At 37.6% G+C, this 18744-nt stretch carries 13 protein-coding genes and 6 tRNA genes; 12 read left to right on the plus strand and 7 right to left on the minus strand.

What is annotated here, in order from left to right; all coding sequences use genetic code 11:
- Position 1 precedes the first annotated feature (1 nt).
- The 4 genes from ABFY81_RS14825 to ABFY81_RS14840 all read left to right on the plus strand — a co-directional run bounded on the left by ABFY81_RS14825 (position 2) and on the right by ABFY81_RS14840 (position 7469).
- Positions 2 to 4522: an Hpt domain-containing protein gene (locus ABFY81_RS14825; protein WP_347914063.1), complete on the plus strand. Its 4521-nt coding sequence runs from the start codon at positions 2 to 4 to the stop codon at positions 4520 to 4522.
- The gene (locus ABFY81_RS14830; protein WP_004705778.1) at positions 4519 to 4986 is read left to right on the plus strand and encodes a hypothetical protein; all 468 of its coding nucleotides are present in this window, start codon (positions 4519 to 4521) and stop codon (positions 4984 to 4986) included. Before ABFY81_RS14825 ends, ABFY81_RS14830 begins: the two co-directional genes overlap by 4 nt.
- Positions 4987 to 5187: 201 nt before the next feature.
- Positions 5188 to 6579: a radical SAM protein gene (locus tag ABFY81_RS14835; protein WP_346791300.1), complete on the plus strand. Its 1392-nt coding sequence runs from the start codon at positions 5188 to 5190 to the stop codon at positions 6577 to 6579.
- Positions 6580 to 6587: 8 nt separating this feature from the next.
- Positions 6588 to 7469 carry an alpha/beta fold hydrolase gene (locus ABFY81_RS14840; RefSeq protein WP_347914064.1) on the plus strand — a complete coding sequence of 294 codons (882 nt, stop codon included), beginning with the start codon at positions 6588 to 6590 and terminating at the stop codon, positions 7467 to 7469.
- A 136-nt stretch (positions 7470 to 7605) separates the two neighbouring features.
- Here ABFY81_RS14840 and dapE read toward each other — a convergent pair whose 3' ends face one another.
- The 3 genes from dapE to ABFY81_RS14855 form a co-directional block, all read right to left on the minus strand.
- Positions 7606 to 8739: a succinyl-diaminopimelate desuccinylase gene (gene dapE, locus ABFY81_RS14845; protein WP_004705781.1), complete on the minus strand. Its 1134-nt coding sequence runs from the start codon at positions 8737 to 8739 to the stop codon at positions 7606 to 7608.
- Positions 8740 to 8864: 125 nt separating this feature from the next.
- A complete protein-coding gene (locus ABFY81_RS14850; RefSeq protein WP_002051109.1) occupies positions 8865 to 9008 on the minus strand; it encodes an entericidin A/B family lipoprotein in 144 nt (47 codons plus the stop codon).
- 112 nt (positions 9009 to 9120) lie between these two features.
- Positions 9121 to 10014 carry a DUF1853 family protein gene (locus ABFY81_RS14855; protein ID WP_347914065.1) on the minus strand — a complete coding sequence of 298 codons (894 nt, stop codon included), beginning with the start codon at positions 10012 to 10014 and terminating at the stop codon, positions 9121 to 9123.
- A 104-nt stretch (positions 10015 to 10118) separates the two neighbouring features.
- Here ABFY81_RS14855 and ABFY81_RS14860 point away from each other — a divergent pair, with 104 nt between their 5' ends.
- The 8 genes from ABFY81_RS14860 (at position 10119) to ABFY81_RS14895 (ending at position 12005) form a co-directional block, all read left to right on the plus strand.
- Positions 10119 to 10487, plus strand: a complete 369-nt coding sequence (locus ABFY81_RS14860; RefSeq protein WP_019457558.1) for a YbaN family protein — start codon at positions 10119 to 10121, stop codon at positions 10485 to 10487.
- A gap of 151 nt (positions 10488 to 10638) precedes the next feature.
- A complete protein-coding gene (gene elsL / locus ABFY81_RS14865; RefSeq protein WP_347914066.1) occupies positions 10639 to 11142 on the plus strand; it encodes a cell wall-recycling L,D-carboxypeptidase ElsL in 504 nt (167 codons plus the stop codon).
- A gap of 206 nt (positions 11143 to 11348) precedes the next feature.
- A tRNA-Val gene (locus ABFY81_RS14870) sits at positions 11349 to 11424 on the plus strand.
- A 24-nt stretch (positions 11425 to 11448) separates the two neighbouring features.
- Positions 11449 to 11525 (plus strand) — tRNA-Asp (locus ABFY81_RS14875).
- A 47-nt stretch (positions 11526 to 11572) separates the two neighbouring features.
- Positions 11573 to 11649: transfer RNA gene (locus ABFY81_RS14880), tRNA-Asp, on the plus strand.
- A 21-nt stretch (positions 11650 to 11670) separates the two neighbouring features.
- Positions 11671 to 11746: transfer RNA gene (locus tag ABFY81_RS14885), tRNA-Val, on the plus strand.
- Positions 11747 to 11787: 41 nt separating this feature from the next.
- Positions 11788 to 11864: transfer RNA gene (locus ABFY81_RS14890), tRNA-Asp, on the plus strand.
- Positions 11865 to 11929: 65 nt separating this feature from the next.
- Positions 11930 to 12005 (plus strand) — tRNA-Val (locus ABFY81_RS14895).
- Between the two features lie 228 nt (positions 12006 to 12233).
- On the opposite strand, the gene ABFY81_RS14900 is transcribed toward ABFY81_RS14895, so the two are convergent.
- The 4 genes from ABFY81_RS14900 to yccS form a co-directional block, all read right to left on the minus strand.
- Positions 12234 to 13019, minus strand: coding sequence for a YdcF family protein (locus tag ABFY81_RS14900; RefSeq protein WP_347914067.1), 786 nt, complete (start codon positions 13017 to 13019; stop codon positions 12234 to 12236).
- Between the two features lie 126 nt (positions 13020 to 13145).
- Positions 13146 to 15692, minus strand: a complete 2547-nt coding sequence (locus ABFY81_RS14905; protein WP_347914068.1) for a sulfite reductase flavoprotein subunit alpha — start codon at positions 15690 to 15692, stop codon at positions 13146 to 13148.
- Between the two features lie 159 nt (positions 15693 to 15851).
- Positions 15852 to 16427: an SdpI family protein gene (locus ABFY81_RS14910; RefSeq protein WP_004705789.1), complete on the minus strand. Its 576-nt coding sequence runs from the start codon at positions 16425 to 16427 to the stop codon at positions 15852 to 15854.
- A 100-nt stretch (positions 16428 to 16527) separates the two neighbouring features.
- On the minus strand, positions 16528 to 18702 hold the full coding sequence (gene yccS, locus ABFY81_RS14915; protein WP_347914069.1) for a YccS family putative transporter: 2175 nt from the start codon (positions 18700 to 18702) through the stop codon (positions 16528 to 16530).
- Positions 18703 to 18744 lie beyond the last annotated feature (42 nt).

Consider the following 18744-nt stretch of genomic DNA (forward strand, 5'->3'; position numbering starts at 1 on the left):
TATGAAAGAAATATTAAAAACTTTAACTGAAGCAATGACTCTACCTGAAGATAGCTATTCTGAACAAGATGCTGAGTTTCTTGAGATTTTTGTCGAAGAAATTGATGAAATTTTTGTTGATTTGCAGCCATTGTTGAATGAATGGATGCAGTCTGCAAATACTGCTACGCTCACTGAAATTCGCCGCCATTTTCATACCTTAAAAGGTTCGGGGAGAATGATTGGTGCTAAATCTTCAGCCGAGCTTGCTTGGACAGTTGAAGATACGCTCAATCGAGTAATCAATCAAAGCCTTAAGCTGACTCCAGCTATTCAAGGCTATGTTCAGTTAGTGTTTAAGTTCTATTTCCTTAAATTAGTAGATAATTTTAAGCAAAAACGAGCACATGCAGTAGATTTTAGACCGCTTATTTTATTAGGCCAACAACTACAACAACAGCAAAGTTTAGAACCTGCTTTAGAAGAGCTTTTACAACTTTCAAATACGCTTACTGCCGAAACAATCACTGGGCTTGAGCTAGACTATATTGAGCAAGATTTATTGGCTGAGCCAATTGTTGAAGATGTATATACTGAAATTGAAATAAATCTAAATGAAACTTTAGCCTTGTTTATGGAAGAGGCGGAAGAGCATTTATCGACAATTAATCAGTTCTTAAATCAAGAACTACATCAGTATGATAGCTACAATGCTTTAATACGTGCTCTACACACTTTGCGTGGCAGTTCTGCAATGGCGCAGGTCGAAACAATTTTTGAAGCCAGTACTAAAGTTGAGCACTTATTTAAAATCTTATTGCAAGAGGAGCTTTCTTCTAATTCAGATGAGATTTTATTATTACAAGAATATCGTGATTTTATTGGCGAGAGCTTAGAACTGCTATCTAGCAATAGTTCAAGTGAACAGCTTGAAGCGAGATTGGCGAAGTTTAATCAGTCATGGGATGCCTACGTGGAGCAACATGGTGATCGAACTGATCCATTAATGCCTTCACATGGTTTGGTGTCGCAATTATTGCTGCTAGATGTTTCTGAGTTACTAGATGCAGAATTAGATTTTGAGAAAGGAGTTCGTAACGAGTTTCCTGGTTATCTTGAACGTCTAAGTGAACAGGCTGATCTGTTGCTACAGCATACTCACTCTCAAGCAATGCTTGGTTTGCATGAATATACGAGCCAATTGAAAGACAGCTATAATGTATTGCTTGATAAACCTGTCTTGTTACAATCAGACTATATTTTTGAAATTTATCAGAAAGCGCATCAACAACTTATTCAATTGTTCGATGCTTTAGCTGCTGGTCAGCGAGTCGGTATTGTTAAGCAACATCAAAGTATTCTAGAAGAATTAAAACTTTATACGTTACATACGCCGAGTATTCAAAACGATTTACCTCATCAGAATTTTACTTTTGATGAGCCACTATTCAATACTGAACTAGAACCAGAAATTATTACGGTAGAGAATTTATCAGATTCCGCCGACTGGACCGTATTAAGCCAGAGTGTACAGCAAGATCGTCAGTATATTTCATCTGTACAGGTAAATCGAAACTTTGATCCTGACCTTTTGGACATTTTCCTTGAAGAAGCTGATGAGCTACTTGAGGGGATTGATACTGATCTCAATATATGGGTAGGTGAGCAAGAAAACTTTGCAGCTCTGAACAACTTAATGCGCTATTTGCATACCTTGAAAGGGGGAGCAAATATGGTTCAGGCGACTTATATCGGTTCGATTACCCATGAATTAGAAAGCATATATGAACGTTTAATTCAAAAGCAGTTAATTGCAACCTCACCTCTAATTGATTTTATTCGTTTGATTCAAGATGACTTGGCCGATCGTCTACAAATCATGCGTGAGAAACAGCTAGATTATGCGGCTCCTTACACAATTAATGCATTAAAACAAGCTGGTAAAAACTCTAACTTCCAACCTGTGCCTGAGGTTGAAGTATTTGATACTGAAAGTGAGATATTCTCTGAACAAGAGGTGGTGTCTCAAGTATTAATAAATGAGGTACCAGCGGAAACAGAAGTTGTTGTTGACGAATTAGAAGCTCATCACGATCAAGTATTTGATACCGTTGTTACTGAATTGGCTACGCCAGTTGAAGTAATAACATCAGTTGAATCCTCGCAAGAGAATGAAGCTGTAGTTGACGAAGAAGATATTACCGTTGTTGTTGAGCAGACATTCCTAGAAGAAGCTGCTGAATTGTTAGAAATGGCTGATGTGCTATTGAAAGAATGGTTTGATCAGCGTACGAACCGTAGTATCTTGCTTCAGTTACAAAGAGCCGTGCACAGTTTGAAGGGTGGTGCACGCATGGTCGGTTTAGAGGCCGTGTATGCAATTGCTTATCAACTGGAAAATACTTTTGAACAGTTTGCACTGCATCACTTCAACTCGAATATTTATGACCATCTGCTCGAAAGTGCAATTGCATGGCTAAAAGATGCAATTTTCAAGCACAACTACCAGCATTTCGATGGACTACAACAAAGTTTAGAAAATATTCAATTCTTTGAAACCAATATCCAAATTCCAGCGAAGTTAACAAAAGCTGATTTGTTTAGCTCAGAACCTGTGATGACCTTTATACAAGGTGATGGTACCGAACCACCACCAATGATGGGGGTATGGGAGCAAACAGAACGTCTGGATCAAAATAATGAAATGATCCGAGTTTCAGCAGACTTAATCGAGAAGATGATTGATTTGTCAGGTGAAAATTCGATTAACCGCTCGCGAATTGAAATGGATTTAAGTCAGTTTGGTCATACATTGGTTGAAATGGAATTGGCTATTCAACGACTTGCCGATCAGTTACGTCGAATGGAAGGCGAGTTAGAAACACAAATTATTGCCAAACACGGTATTGAGCATTCTCGTTATACCGACTTTGACCCTTTAGAGATGGACCAATATTCATCTTTAAATCAGTTATCGAAATCTCTTGCTGAATCTGCATCGGACTTAGTCGACTTTAAAAATACGTTGTCTCATAAGATCAGAGATACAGAAAGTCTGCTTTTACAACAGTCACGAATTCAGGCAGAAATTCAAGAAGGTTTGATGCGAACACGACTAGTTCCATTTTCACGGTTACTACCACGTTTACAGCGAATTGTTCGTCAGACCTCTACTGCGTTGAAAAGACCTGCTGAGCTTTTTGTAAATAATACTGAAGGTGAACTAGACCGTAATATTTTAGAGCGTTTAGTAACACCGCTTGAGCATATGCTCAGAAACGCAATTGACCATGGCTTAGAAGACAGAACACAACGTCAGCTAGCTAATAAACCTGAAGCTGGGCGTATTGAACTTAATATTCAACGTCAAGGTACAGATGTGGTCGTTGTCTTTAGTGATGATGGACAAGGTATTGATGTAGAAAAAGTGCGTCAAAAAGCACTGCTTGCGGGTCTGATCAAACTGGAACAGCACTTGGAACACCAAGATATTTTACAACTGATTTTCCATCCGGGTTTAAGTACCGCAGATCAGATTACTCAAATCTCTGGGCGTGGTGTTGGACTCGATGTTGTACAAAGCGACATTAAGGCTCTAGGTGGACATGTTAGCGTAGACTCTGTTTATGGTAAGGGAACAACATTTACTATTCGTGTACCAACTACAGTAGCTGTAAGTGATGCCTTAATGGTGAAAGTGGCAGATCAGCAATTTGCGATTCCACTTGCTCAAATCGACCGAATTGTTCGAGTTTCACCAGCTTCTTTAGAACAGTATTTTGAAAGCCCTAAAGAACTATTCGAATATGAAAATAAACGTTATCCATTACGTTATCTTTCAGAATTTGTGGGTAATCAACCAATACCACGTCTAAATGGCATGATGTATTCATTACCTGTCTTAATGATTAAAGCCAACAATGGTCAAACTGTGGCTTTACTTGTTGACCAGTTAATTGGTTCTCGAGCACAAATTGTAGTGAAACCAATTGGCCAACAGTTCGCTAGCATTGGGGCAATTGCAGGTGCGACTATTTTAGGTGATGGACAAGTTTGCTTAATTTTAGACGGACAAAATATTGCGCGACAAATTCAGTCTACTCCGCGTCACAAACAGCTTAGTGAAGCAGTATATAGACAACGAGAATCTGACGAGCGCCGTCTCGTTATGATTGTCGATGACTCGGTAACTGTACGTAAGGTAACGTCTCGATTACTTGAACGCCAAGGCTACGATGTTGTTACGGCTAAAGATGGTGTGGATGCCATAGAGCAGCTAGAAAATATTAAGCCAGATCTAATGCTACTTGATATTGAAATGCCACGTATGGATGGTTTCGAAGTACTGAATCTTGTACGACATCATGATATGCATCAATACATGCCAATTATTATGATTACGTCCCGAACAGGTGAAAAACATCGAGAACGAGCATTCTCGTTAGGTGTAAGTCAATATATGGGTAAACCTTTCCAAGAGGAAGAATTACTAGAGAATATCGATGCTTTACTTGTAGCGTTTGAAAGTGAGGTCAAATCATGAAAGGTAGTGTAAATACATCTCTGATTGGTAATATGGACCAACAAGAGCTACAGCATCTGATTACGGTTTCAACTGGTTTTATTGATGCCTATATCATTGAATGTAATGATCAGGTACCTATGCTGTTGCCACAAAATATTGTCTTATCGGCCATGGACGTAAGAAATGGCGTAAAACATATTGAGTGGCATGATGTAAAGCTACCTATCTACTCGGTTCATAACACAACCGATCAATATGCTGTAGCCTTGGTAATTGAAGGGGAAGATATCAGCCAACGGTTTGCATTAATGTGCAAAACTATGCCGCTTTCTGTTCGTTTACGTATTTCTGAAATTGTCGATGAAATAGATGAACACCAAGAAGCTGAACAGCATCCAACAGTATTTAAATATGTACGAATGCAAGATCGACGCTACCATATACCGAACCTAGAATATATTGAAAAAACTTTAGGTTTATAAAGTAAAAAGGAACTCAAATGAGTTCCTTTTTTTATGATGACTCAGTTAGCTTGTAAGTTCATAAAATACAGCTAAAGATTTTAAATCTTTAACTAACTTTGCTAGTAGTGATGAATGTAAAAAATAAGCTAAATCAATTGCATGATATATTATATTTAAATACAATATATTTTTTAATATAAAATTATAAATATATTGACTATGGATATTGCTGCAATTAAAAACTTCATACAAAAAAATAAAGTACGACATCTATCAAATAAGGTTCTACATACTCATCCTTCACCTAAAATGTGGAAAACAGATTTAAATGAAGAAGAAAATAATCACTTACTACTGCATACAGATGCTCAATATAAGTCCATAAACTTATACTTAGGTATTCCATATTGTATTCCTACTGATCCTCCCCATTGTGGATTTTGTCTTTTCCCTACACAAGATTATAAAGGTAAGAGGGAGATGGACTATTATCTGGATTTTTTAAGCAAGGAAGCGCATTTATATAAAGAGTTTTATCAGGGAGCTAAGCTTGAAAGTTTATATGTAGGAGGAGGTACACCTAATTTGCTTCAGCCTAATGATTATATGAAGCTGACTAATGTTGTATCTTCTCTTTTTCCAGATGTTGGAATAACTAAACCTATAGAAATGACATTAGAAGGTATTCCTCAACTTTTCAATGAAGATAAAATAAGAGCAATTAAGGATGCTGGTTTTAATCGTGTCAGTATGGGAGTGCAACAGGTTAATGATGAACTAATTGCTACAAGTGGCCGCAAACAAACAAGAAAGCAGGTTTTTGATGCAATCGAACTATTTCATAAATATTCTTTATCTTGTAACGTCGATTTGATTTATGGTTGGCCAAATCAAACAGTTGAAGCAATGCTAGGAGACTTAGAAAGTATTGTTCAATCAGGAATAAAACATATTACTCACTATGAGCTTAATATCGCTGGTCGTTCTGACTTTGCGACAAAACAAAAGCAAAATACGCCATCTATTGAGAAGAAAATTGAAATGTATAACATTGCTAAACAGTTCTTAATAAGCAAAGGTTATAAACAAAAAACAGTATATGATTGGGAAAAAGAAGATAATAACCAATTAATTTCAGAGAAATATTTATATGAAGATAACCTTAGAGACTGCTTAGATGCTAATGGCCAAAGTAAAATGACCACAATGAGTGGGATAGGTTATGCAGCCGTTAATATGAGATTGCAACCAAACTCATCAAGCATTAAATCTGTCTCAGCAATGAACCATCGAAATCTAACCGAATACTATAATGCAATATCATTGAATAAACTTCCTGTTGAACGCATGTTTATTCATGATACTGAAGACGTAAAGTTAATTTGGATATTTCAAGCATTGCAAGAAATGAAAATTAGCACTAAAAAGTACGAGAAAATTTTTAACAGTGATATTAAACTTGATTATAAGCTTATTTGGGATGCATTAGTTGAAGAAGGCTGGGTAGAGTACGGTGATGAATATATTAAACTGATTAATGAGGGAGAGTTTTATACTCCGCTTATTCAGTCATTATTAAGTCAACCGAGAATAAAATCATTGCAACAGTAGAAAAATAAATGTCAATTCATAAAGAGCTGCATATTTTAAAAACGGATGATGATTGTGAATTTGCCTTATGGGAAGTTTATAAAAAAGATAATCCTATGGTGAAGAAGCAAGCCATTTTTTTATCTCATGGGGCATTTTCAGATAAAACTGTTTGCATGGGTATTGCAGATTATTTGGCAAGAGAAGGCTATATCTGTTTTATTTTAGAATGGCGAGGGCATGGCACTAGTCCCAAAACAGATCTTCCCTTTAATTTTGAAACTGTTGCATTATATGAATACAAGGCAGCATTTCACTATATTCATGATTATTTAAATATAACTTCTTTACACTGCGTAACGCATAGTGGTGGAGGTTTATGCTTAACAATGTTCTTGATTAACTATCCAGAATATTTGAAAAATATTAAAAGTATTACTTTGGTTGCTTGCCAAGCATTTGGCGCTATAAATAACTCATTTGATTTTATTAGGTTGTTTTCTGCAAAACTAGTAACTAAAGGTCTAGGTCAGATTCCTGCTAATAAATTTAAGCTAGGTCGTTTAAATGAAACCTATTATACGATGCGGCCTTGGTTTAATTGGAATTTAAAGCAAAATTTTATTAGTGAATTTAAAAATATTGATTATAGAGAATTTATGAGTTCTATAAGAGTTCCAATATACTCTATCTCTGGGAGTGGCGATAAATTTATTGCCCCTGTTAAAGGTTGTTATAAATATTTAAAAGCCTTTGAAAATGAAAACAATCTATTCTGTGAGTTTGGCTATGCTAATAATAACTTAGAAAATTATTCTCATAGTCGAATTGCACTGAGTCAAAATGCGGCTAAGGAGGTTTGGCCAACTATATTGCAGTGGATAGATAAGCATTCAAAAGAGGTTCTATAACAATTCTAAAATCATCTATCGGATTTAACAAATGAAAATCTTATTTCATGTTCTTAAAAGCAGAATAATGAAAACTGAAAATAATAAAAAGCACCCTAATATAGGTGCTTTTTATATAGATCACTTTTTTAATATTTTAAGCTAGTAAATTTTCTAAAATTTGCTCATAAATATCTGTTAAAGGATCAAGATCGTGTACATCTACATGTTCATTAATTTGATGAATAGTAGCGTTAAGTACACCCAGTTCTAAAACTTGTGCGCCTGTTGGAGCAATGAAACGCCCATCAGATGTACCACCACTAGTAGATAGCTCAGTCTCAGTACCAGTTACATTTAAAATAGCAGTTTGAGCAGCGTTAACTAATTCACCTACTGGTGTCAAAAATGGCAGGCCAGATAAATTCCAGTCAATCTCATATTGCAAACCATGCTTATCTAAAATTTCATGCACACGTTGCTTAAGCTGCTCAGCTGTAACTTCTGTTGAGTAACGGAAGTTGAAAGTCACTTCTAAAGTACCCGGAATAACGTTAGTTGCACCAGTGCCTGAGTGAATATTTGAAATTTGGAATGAAGTTGCAGGAAAGTATTCATTTCCATTGTCCCAAACAGTTTGGCATAACTCTGCTAAGGGCGCTGAAGCTTCATGAATTGGGTTACGCGCTAGGTGAGGATACGCCACATGACCTTGTTTACCGTGAACGTGCAATACGCCATTTAAAGAACCTCGGCGGCCGTTCTTAACAATATCACCTAATTTACTTGTACTTGATGGCTCACCAACCAAACACCAAGTAATTTTTTCATCGCGCTTTTCAAGCGTTTCAATAACTTTAACTGTACCGTTAACAGCAGGGCCTTCTTCATCTGAAGTAATTAAAAAAGCAATTGAACCTTTATGGTCTGGATGCTTTGCTACAAAACGCTCAGATGCAACCACCATCGCAGCTAAGGCAGTTTTCATATCAGCTGAACCACGACCATATAATTTGCCGTCACGAATTTCTGGTGCAAATGGGTCTGAATTCCATGCTTCTAAACGACCTGTTGGAACAACATCGGTATGTCCAGCAAAACAAAACACAGGGCCTTCAGTTCCACGACGAGCCCATAAATTGTCAACATCCCCAAAACGCATTGGTTCAATATGAAAGCCAGCTTTCGCTAGGCGATCAGCCATAATGGTTTGGCAAGTATGGTCAATAGGAGTAACAGAAGGCTGTTGTAAAAGTTCTAAGCTAAGCGAGAGAGTGTCTGAGTGGTTCATACCGGAAATTGCATGCTGAGTAGGGGAAATATAGTTCGATATAATAGGCGAATCTCTGAAGGTTGGGTATTTAAAAATAAAAAAACCTTATCGAAGTGATAAGGTTTTTCGAAGCTGTGCATAACTTACATTTTATTCTCAGTTTTTTGTGCGGTATTACTTACAGCATCACCAGCTTTAGAGACATCTTTACCAAAACCCTTGAACGTATTACAGCCAGTTAATACAAATGCAATCATTACAGACGCGACTAAAACTTTTTTCATCATTTTCTCCGTTTAAATTTAATAATGAAGTAAATTTAGATTAAAAAACAAACGTAAAAAGAAACATGACTATTTAATAGTAAAAACGTTATAAATTGTTTCTAGAAGTCTATACCTACTTGTAAAGTGGCATTTTTTCGTTGCCAACATGGCCTAGGCTTAATAGTGAAGGATGTCTGAACATATAAAACTGGGTGACTTCGTTATTTTTGCAATATAAGCCATCAGTCCACCAATAAGCCGTATTTGAGCTTACCTGTTTATTAGGGCAAAGCCATTCATGTCTTTCTAGACGATAAAATTTAGAGTCAGGAATATTTGTGCCCCAATATCCGAGACGACGGTTTGAATTGATCCAGTCCGGAATAGGTTGCTCTTGAGCCAAATTGAGTGGTAGATAAAGCTGACCTTTAAGAACAGCAAAACGTTGTTGAATTTTAAAATCTAAAGCTTCTGAAAATTGAAATTGCTTATCAGTGAAGTGATAAAGCTTTGTACTCAAAGTATCTTCTCTATTTAGGCCAATCCATTGTTCCAAATTTAATTGTCCTTCGCCCAAATAATATTTTAGAGCAACTTCCCAATGCTCAATTTGTTGAGTTTCTTTATTTAAAACCAAAAAATCGAGTTCACCTAAAGTCTTTGTCCCCTCAATTTTTTGAATACTATGGCCTAATAATTGATAGGAATGATATTGGTCTTCCTGTAACCAAAACCAAAGTAAGTTCTCAAAACGTAAACCTAAACGCGTGCTTTTAAGGCGAGACATAAACAGGAGTAAAGGTTCCGGAGACTCATCTAGTTGTTGCAAACGTGGTAGATAGTTTTGAAAATGCTGTCTCCAAGTCAGATCAGAATGTAGTTGAAAGCTATGCTGAATAGCGAGACTTTGAGGAAGATGGCAAAGTAAATTAGGGCTAGCAATGGTAAATGCTAATTGTCTTACCATTGGATGATTAAACTGTAACCATGGTTCAAAATAGGATGTTTTAACTGAGGCAATATTCATACGTTTAGTACTCGAAATAATTCATCCCAATTTCATGGTTGATCAACAAAACAATACCAGAAAAACACTTTATACTACGATCAACAATAGCTTAAGGTTTATATATGCGAACATTGTTTTGGCGAACTCTGGTCGTGATTTTTATCACGCTTGGTATTATTGGAGCAATTTTACCGGGCATGCCGACAACAGTGTTTCTTATTCTGGCTGCTTGGGCTGCCTCAAAAGGTTGGCCTCAGATGGATGCATGGTTGTTAAATCACCCGAAATATGGGCCAACTCTACGTGACTGGCGAGCAAATGGCACAGTACCACGTAAGGCAAAATGGATCGCAAGCATTATGATGACCTTAAGCGGTATTTTAATGCTTTTTACCTCTGCGCCATTTTGGGTGAAAGTTTTCACCGATACTACCATGCTCGTTGTTGCAATTTGGCTATGGCTACGCCCTGAGCCAAAATTAAAAGATTGATAATCTTTTAATTTTGGCTCAAGACAAGCAGTGAAACTGCACGTAGATAAAAGAGGATTAATAATCTTTTACTTGCGATGTAAGACAAGTTTCCCATTAATTTTTATTAAAGCTCAAAATAGAGTTGAGTTCACATAAGAGAAGAAATTCCATGTCCCAATTTAAACTTGAAGATGCAGATATTCTTATCGATTTAGCAAACCAAACTTTAGACCTTCCTAAGCATAATAAGTTTTATGTAGTTTCTACAGGTAAGAATGGAATAGGGGAACAAGAAAATACTGGGAAAACTCCACGTGGATGGCATCGGGTTGCCAAAAAATTTGGTATGCAAGCGCCTAAGAATGCAGTTTTTATTGCACGTAACCAAACAGGTGAAGTTTATAGCAGTGAACTTGCCGCACAATTCCCAGAGCGAGATTGGATACTGTCACGTATTCTTTGGTTAGATGGTTTAGAAGAAGGCTTTAATAAAGGGGAAGGCCACGACACCATGCAACGTTATATTTATATTCATGGGACACCGGATAAAGAACCGATGGGTATTCCAATGTCACATGGATGTATTCGAATGCGTAATGAAGAAATCATTGAATTGTTTGATTTAGTCCCTGAAGACGCTCTTGTTTATCTGTCTGAACAATCTTTAACCTAAATTATGATTTTAAATATTCCTGTTTTATTCCTCGAATGATCAAAATATTAAAATAAGTGCTTAAATAAAATACAAAAAATTGTTTTTTACTTAATAATGACTTATTTTTAATCATTCATTCGCATTTTTTTGAAAAGTTGTCGAAAAGCGTTTGACACCTGTTAAAGATTCTCTATAATGCACCTCACAAACGATGAAGACGTTAAGGGCGCTTAGCTCAGTTGGTAGAGCGTCTGCCTTACAAGCAGAATGTCGGCGGTTCGATCCCGTCAGCGCCCACCAAGCCTTTACGTTAAGCTCTCAAGTGCAGCGGTAGTTCAGTTGGTTAGAATACCGGCCTGTCACGCCGGGGGTCGCGGGTTCGAGCCCCGTCCGCTGCGCCACTTAAGACTTAACATCGTTTACCCCACAATTGCGATATTGTGAAAGTGCAGCGGTAGTTCAGTTGGTTAGAATACCGGCCTGTCACGCCGGGGGTCGCGGGTTCGAGCCCCGTCCGCTGCGCCACTTTTATAAAACGCTTTTGCAGGGCGCTTAGCTCAGTTGGTAGAGCGTCTGCCTTACAAGCAGAATGTCGGCGGTTCGATCCCGTCAGCGCCCACCATAATTTGTGACCATACTTTATTTATTTAAAGTATTGCAAGTGCAGCGGTAGTTCAGTTGGTTAGAATACCGGCCTGTCACGCCGGGGGTCGCGGGTTCGAGCCCCGTCCGCTGCGCCATTCTCTTGATTCCCTGATCTAGAGGGTGTAATCTAAAAAGGCTACATTGGTTGTCTTTTTAATCAGGGCGCTTAGCTCAGTTGGTAGAGCGTCTGCCTTACAAGCAGAATGTCGGCGGTTCGATCCCGTCAGCGCCCACCATAATTTTTTAAGTTTTAAAAAAATATGCACTAATTTATTTAGTGTTTTTGGCGTTTCTGCTATTCCTATTTCTTATCTATCTATTTTATCTCTTCTATTGTTAGTCAAAACCTATCCTTTCTATACTTAATTTTTTAAGTTCAGATTTAATTACTTTAAATTATGATTACTATCTGGTTTAACTAAAGCTGCCATGCCGTAAAGCAATAGCAGCTTTCTGAATCAAGATTAATACTCGTTTAGAATCCAGCCGCTCGCATACGCAAAGTATTCACGTAGCCAAGCGTTATAGCGTGTGACCAAAGGCGTTTCAGCAGCAACTGTATAAACCTGTGTATAGCCTTGTTTCTTTGCAATAGCTGCAGCTCGTGGGGTATGGAAGTCGCTTGTAACAATGGCAATTGGTTGATCAATACTAATATGAGCTTGCTCAAGTAGTGGTTTACTGTTTCTAAGGTTAAGCTCAGTACTTGTACTTTTGTCTTCAAGAATCATTCGTTCTTTTGCTATATGAAAACGTTGTTCCAAGTAGCGAGACATGACTAATGCTTCGGTTTCTTTTTCTGAAAAATCTAAACCACCTGTTAAAACAACTTTTGCTTGAGGTTGTGAAAGGGCGACAGGGGCTGCTGTATCGAGGCGTTTTGCAAGTATGGCAGAAGGCTGTCCATTTTCGACACCACTTCCTAAAACAATAATTGCTTTCACCGCTGGAATGTTTTGGCCTGTATCTTTATTGTTTTTAATAAAATTAAAAAAATAGCCTAAGCCAATGAGCCAGATCCAGAAGCATAACCACCCAAAACGCCAAACTGAATGCAGGCGATAGTGGTAAAAGAAAAAACGTTCCAGATGATAATAAAATAATGCATAGAGGCAAAAAAATGCCCCTAAGACTAAAGGAACAATGGTGCCTACATGAATTTTATTTAGAAAAGCTAGAAATAAGCCGTCTAAAAATAAAATCGAACCAATGATGGCTAAGAAAATTCGAATCCACTTACTGACTTGCATTGTGTTTAAAGCTGCAATTTAAATTGCAGACAGTGTATGCAAAATCATTCTGAATTCAATGCTGATTGCAATAAAAAGCCGAGTAAAGCATTTTAGCTATTACTCGGCTTTATTATTTATCAATATTTAATAAACATCGCGACGATAACGACCTTGTTGTCTTAGCTCATCGACTTTTTCTTCACCTAAAATATCAATGAGTGCTTGATCGACTCCGCTAGCCATTCCTTCAATACTTCCACAAACATAAAGAACTGCGCCGCGTTCAATCCAGTTGGCCAATTCAACTGCATTTTGTCGAATGATATGTTGAACATACATACGTTGTTCTTGATCACGTGAAAAGGCTAAATCAAGTCGTTTCAATATTCCCATCGTTTGCCAAGCTTCAATGGTTGATGCATAGAAGAAATCATGAGCGCGTTGGCGTTCACCGAAAATTAGCCAGTTTTCAGTATAGTTATGACGAGTTCGAGTATGAAGCAAACTCATTAAACCTGCGATTCCTGTTCCATTACCCATACAAATAATTGGACGATTATCATCAATTAAATGGAAAGATTCATTGGTACGAATACGCAATGCAATACTCTGATTAATTTCTGTGTGTCGAGTTAGCCAGCCAGATCCTAAGCCTAAATCGCCAGATTCATCGGACTGCTGGCGAACAACTAAACGAAGGACTTGTTGAGAGGGAATGCTCGCAATCGAGTATTCTCGAGTTGGTAGAGTAGGGAGCTGTTCTAATAAATGCTCCAGATTAGCAAATGGTTCAATTTCGCCGGTTAAGTCTTTATTCCAAAGTGCTTTCTCAATAGAGATTTGTAGTGAGTCTACAAGTGCATTTTTAAGTATATGATGCTCCTGTAAGAATGCATTAATACGTTCAGGACTATTTCCCGGTTGTATTTCAGCAATATCTCCTGCTTGCCATACAGCTTCATGTTTGGCAGTCAGCTCAATATTATAAGCAGGTTGACCTAGACTATTAGGGTTGAGCAAGTCACGTTGCTGTAATGTCCAACTATCAAATACTTTTTCAAGATTAACAGCATGCAAATCTAGTTTAGTTGCTTTTGCAAGAGCCTGATTCCAGTTTTGAATATGTGTTGGATTTGCATTATCTACTTCGATCGTCTCAAAATAGGCTTTTGCTCCATTATTTTTAAGCCACGTAGCTACTGTGTGACCAAAACTACAATAAGTGTCGGGGTATTCTTTAGAACCTAAAGCTAAAACGGCATAGTTAAGATGTTGAAGTTCTAATTTTGTTTTTAATAGCTTTTTAGCAAAACTAGAAGCTAAGTCTGGTGCTTCTCCAGTACCATAAGTACTAATCACAAAAAGAATCTGTTCATACTGTTGTAAATCAGCTTCAGTTAACTCTTGTATAGATTTAACCTGCACAGGTTGATGTGCTTCTTGTAAGCTAGTTGCGGTACTCCACGCGAGTTGTTCTGCCACACCAGTTTGGCTAGCATAAGTAATTAACCAAGGTTTAGCATTTTGGTCGATGTAGTGGCCAGCTAAAGATTGGCGAGCTGCTTGGGTTAGTTTTTTCTGTTTACGGCGTTTTAGATAAAGCATCCATCCAGTAATAAAGAACAAAGGCATTGCTAAAGACGCAAGCATTGCTACAAATTGATAAACTGGTCCAAAGAAGCTGCCACGATGTACAGGCAACATGCTGCTCATGATTTTTTGATTAAGCTTTTTATCTTCATAAAGCTCCATCTTTTCAATATTGGCAGTTTTATAGTTATAGACAGCTTGGTTGCGTGCACGCTCGTGTTGTGGTGTTGCATCTACAAAATTCAATTCAACTTTTCCATCGTCTTTTTTCGGTAGATTTAGTGTTAGAGTTGAATAGTCACGTCCGATTTTATTATTAAAGCCGCTCCAGGTCTGGTTGAGAGCAGTAATCAGTTGAGCGTTATCTAATTTAGCTTCAGAGGATTTGTCTTTATTGCGTCCAGCTCCACCATGTCCTTGCATTTTTGGTTGTTCTACACCCAATACTTTGAACATACCGCTACGCCACCAGTCATATGACCAATATAAACCTGTACATGCAAAAAGAAGATAAAAAGCAATTACCCATGTGCCTACAACAGCATGTAAATCCCAAATAAAATTTCGACCTTTAAGTTTGGGTTTAACAGCAAGCCATTGACGTGCAGAGTGTTTCTTTGGCCAACGTAAATATAATCCGCTCAAGACAAAATAAATGAGCATGAGGGCACAAGCACCGGTAATTTGTTTACCGAATTCTCCAGCAGTTAAGTTACGGTGAATTTGTTGTATGAATAAAAGTAACTCACGACCTTTAACATCAGGCAGTACTTGTGCTGTGTAAGGGTTGACCATCATATTGTAGCCACGACGTTCGCCTTCTTTTTCAATGTTTACAACAGATGAGGCGGTAGGGTCTTTGGCTATGGTAATGCTATTAATTTTAATTTCAGGCTGGGTGGTTGTGAAATGTTGATAAAGCTGAGCAGGGGTAAGCTTGGCGGAGTTTTCTGCTTGAACTACATAACTATCTGTATTTACCCATTTTAAAATTTGTTGGTCATAAGAAAAGATCGCGCCTGTAACTCCCATAATTGATAAGATGAGGCCAGCACTAATACCCAGAAACCAATGAATTTGAAATAAAAACTTTTTAAACATGGTCGAAAAATGTAAACATGATGGAGATCTTGTAACCAATTATAGCCGAAGATTGAGTAGATAATATGGATTTTCTAGATAATATTAATTTTCATTATCATTTATTTTTCGAATAATAAAAAAGCCTCCGAGGTAGGAGGCTTTTTTATTGAGAAGAAATTAGAGAGTTTTTGGCTCACCTACAGTTTCTTTCAAATGCTTACGAATTGTGTTAAAAGAAAAGTTTTTAGTATCCATACGTTTAGGCAAGATATATGCACCTTGTTGTTCTTGGCCTTTAGGATCTTTCACTTTAAAGTTAACTAAAATGAAGTCAGGAGTGTTGTACCATTCATAGATGTTTTTCCATCCAATCGTTCCAACACCTTCTTGTAAGCCCATTTGCTGGCGCATTACGATACCGTGCGGTTGTACGCCTAAACGAATACCTTTGATTTCCTGTACAGGAAACTCATTCATCTTACGCTTAACATACCATTCCAAGCCATATTTACGGCCAAGGTAATAAAGTACTACACCAACAATGGCAACCCAGCAAATCACTGTAGAGTAGTTCTTAATAAAAATAAGACCTAAAATCGCAAGGGCTAAAATTACGCCCATAATTGCCCAGATTTTTGTGCTGATTTTATTGGTGCTGCGCCAGATAAGAAGCTGTGCATTACGTTGTTCAGCTTCTGTTACCTCGTAAGGAACTGGCTGAAGCGTATAAGCATATAAAGTTTTCGCGGTCATAGTGCAAATAACAAATTGTAAACTGTTTTAAGTTTAGCATTAATTGGCATAAGTCAGGAAAGGATATTATGCCAATTTCATACTAAATTCCGAGTCAATTTTATAATGAAGCAAGTTCGCTGGCATCATTATCTTGATCATGACTTAGTCGTTGTTTCAACATACTAAATCGGTTTAAAACACTGAGCATCAGTGATAACTGCTGTAAAATAATGAGTGACTTTTGGTCTTCCTCATCATTTTGGCTTAAACGTTGACGTATTGTTTTAAGCATATTCTGCGCTGTCAAATCAGGCATTTCGTCTCTTAATAAAGCACCTTGTATATCGTCTAACGCTTGATCTAGAACTTTAAGAACTGCTTGATCTTGAATCTTTTCCCGATGTGCTCCAAGTGCTGCGATATAACTTAAAAATGTATGATTGAGACATAAAAATTCAAATATATCTGACTTGCGGGTAGGGTCAAAGTCCGGCTCTGTCGCTAAAGTTGAAATTAGTGAAGCGACCTCAGCGTCGGTGTTATGAGCGGCACGGCGAACAATACGATAATTGAGTGCATGGTTATGTCCCTCATGGTATTGCTTTACTACTTCCGCTAAATAATTACATTGTGCTTGTAAGGAACGTCGAATACTGCGGGGTAGGCGACGGAATTTCCAGTCAGGCCAAATGAAGGTGACACCGAACCACGCTAAAGCACATCCAATTAAGGTATCTACAAATCTAGGAATAGCCGCAGCGACTGCTGAGCCATCTAAGTTAAAGTTAATTAATGCCAAAATTGTGATAAAAGCGGTTGCTTGGGCATATTGCTTACTGCGTAACTCGAAAAATAGTACGCCGCTTAAGACCAGCATCACTAATTGCCCTTCGATAGAAGGTACCAGAAATACCACGCTAAGACCGACAATAATTCCGACTAATGTTCCAACTATACGTAAACGTAAGCGACGCTTGGTCGCGTTAAAGTTAGGTTGGCTAACAAATAACGCAGTCAACATAATCCAGTAACCATATTCGATTCGAGTAGTTTGAATAAATACGTATCCAATGAAAAGAACAATCGATACTCGAATGGCATGACGGAACAGTACAGATTCGGGTGTTAGATTTTGTTTGATTCGAACAACAATATCATTCCAACCTTTTAAATCATCATCTTTGAGTTGATTCTCAGCCTGCTTCACTTTGTCAGACTGAATATGTTGTTCCGTTTCTAAGTTTAGTAGTTGTGAGTCAATAGACTTTAAATTTCGGTATAAGGCAAAAAGTGCGTTGACCCAGAGTAAGTCATATTGTTGATCATTTCTTAGTTTTACTAAAGATAAGCGCAAGTTCTCAAAACTCTGCTTAAAGCGTTTGTTATGAATATATGGTTTACGTTGTAAAATACATTCATTTAATTCTTGGCAAGCTTTACCCTGAATTGCCAAAATGCGCTGAAATCTAAATAAAATATCACTGTGCTCAAAAATCTTTGCTAACTTTTGATAGTCGATATGGGCAGAGTCTGCACGTTCATGAATGTCTTGTGCGACAAAATAATAATGTAGGCTACGACGAGTATCTTTTTGTCCACGGTCACCCTTTAAACGCGTTAAAAGAGCAGTTTTGAGATCATTAAAAATTGTTATCAATTTGCCATTTTCTAATGACAGGTCAATCATACTCTGCTGATAACTCGCAGGAGTCATATCAACATCAAACAAATTAGACTTGGCAAATAGAAAATCACCTAATGAGCCATAAGAGGCTGCCAGTTTGTCTTGAAGCTGTCGTACTGGAAACAATAAAAAGCTAATTGTTGCAATAAGACCGTACCATGCTGCACCTACGACCAAAAGCGCTGGCTGTATATACCACTGGTCAAATAAATGGACTCCTAGCATGGTATAAACAGAAACAACCAGACATCCGTAAGAAATTGTTGCGTAGCGACGACCTAATGAGCCAAGTAAAATCCAGCCAATACAAGAGGCAATCAGTCCTAATGCAAAAAGCATTGGATAAGGGAAAAGTAATTGTACGGAAGCTGCGGTAATGAAGAAACCAATATAGGTATAAATCAAATTCATGATACGCACTGAAAAGCGATCATCAATATCGCTTAAACCAGCTGCGACCACACCTAATGTGAGAGGAATAGTTGCTAGTTGATGGCCTAGAAAATAAGGCACGAACGCAGTTCCTGAAAAGGCAATCAGCATCCGCACGTTATACATAAATGATGTGTTATAAGTCGCTCTTTTTAGGCGTTTAAACCAAGATTTCAAATGAAGTCCTTGCTGATCAACCTGAGTGATAAAGGATTTGTG

This window comes from Acinetobacter sp. WA-87 (assembly GCF_039938935.1).
Taxonomy (GTDB): Bacteria; Pseudomonadota; Gammaproteobacteria; order Pseudomonadales; family Moraxellaceae; genus Acinetobacter; species Acinetobacter seifertii.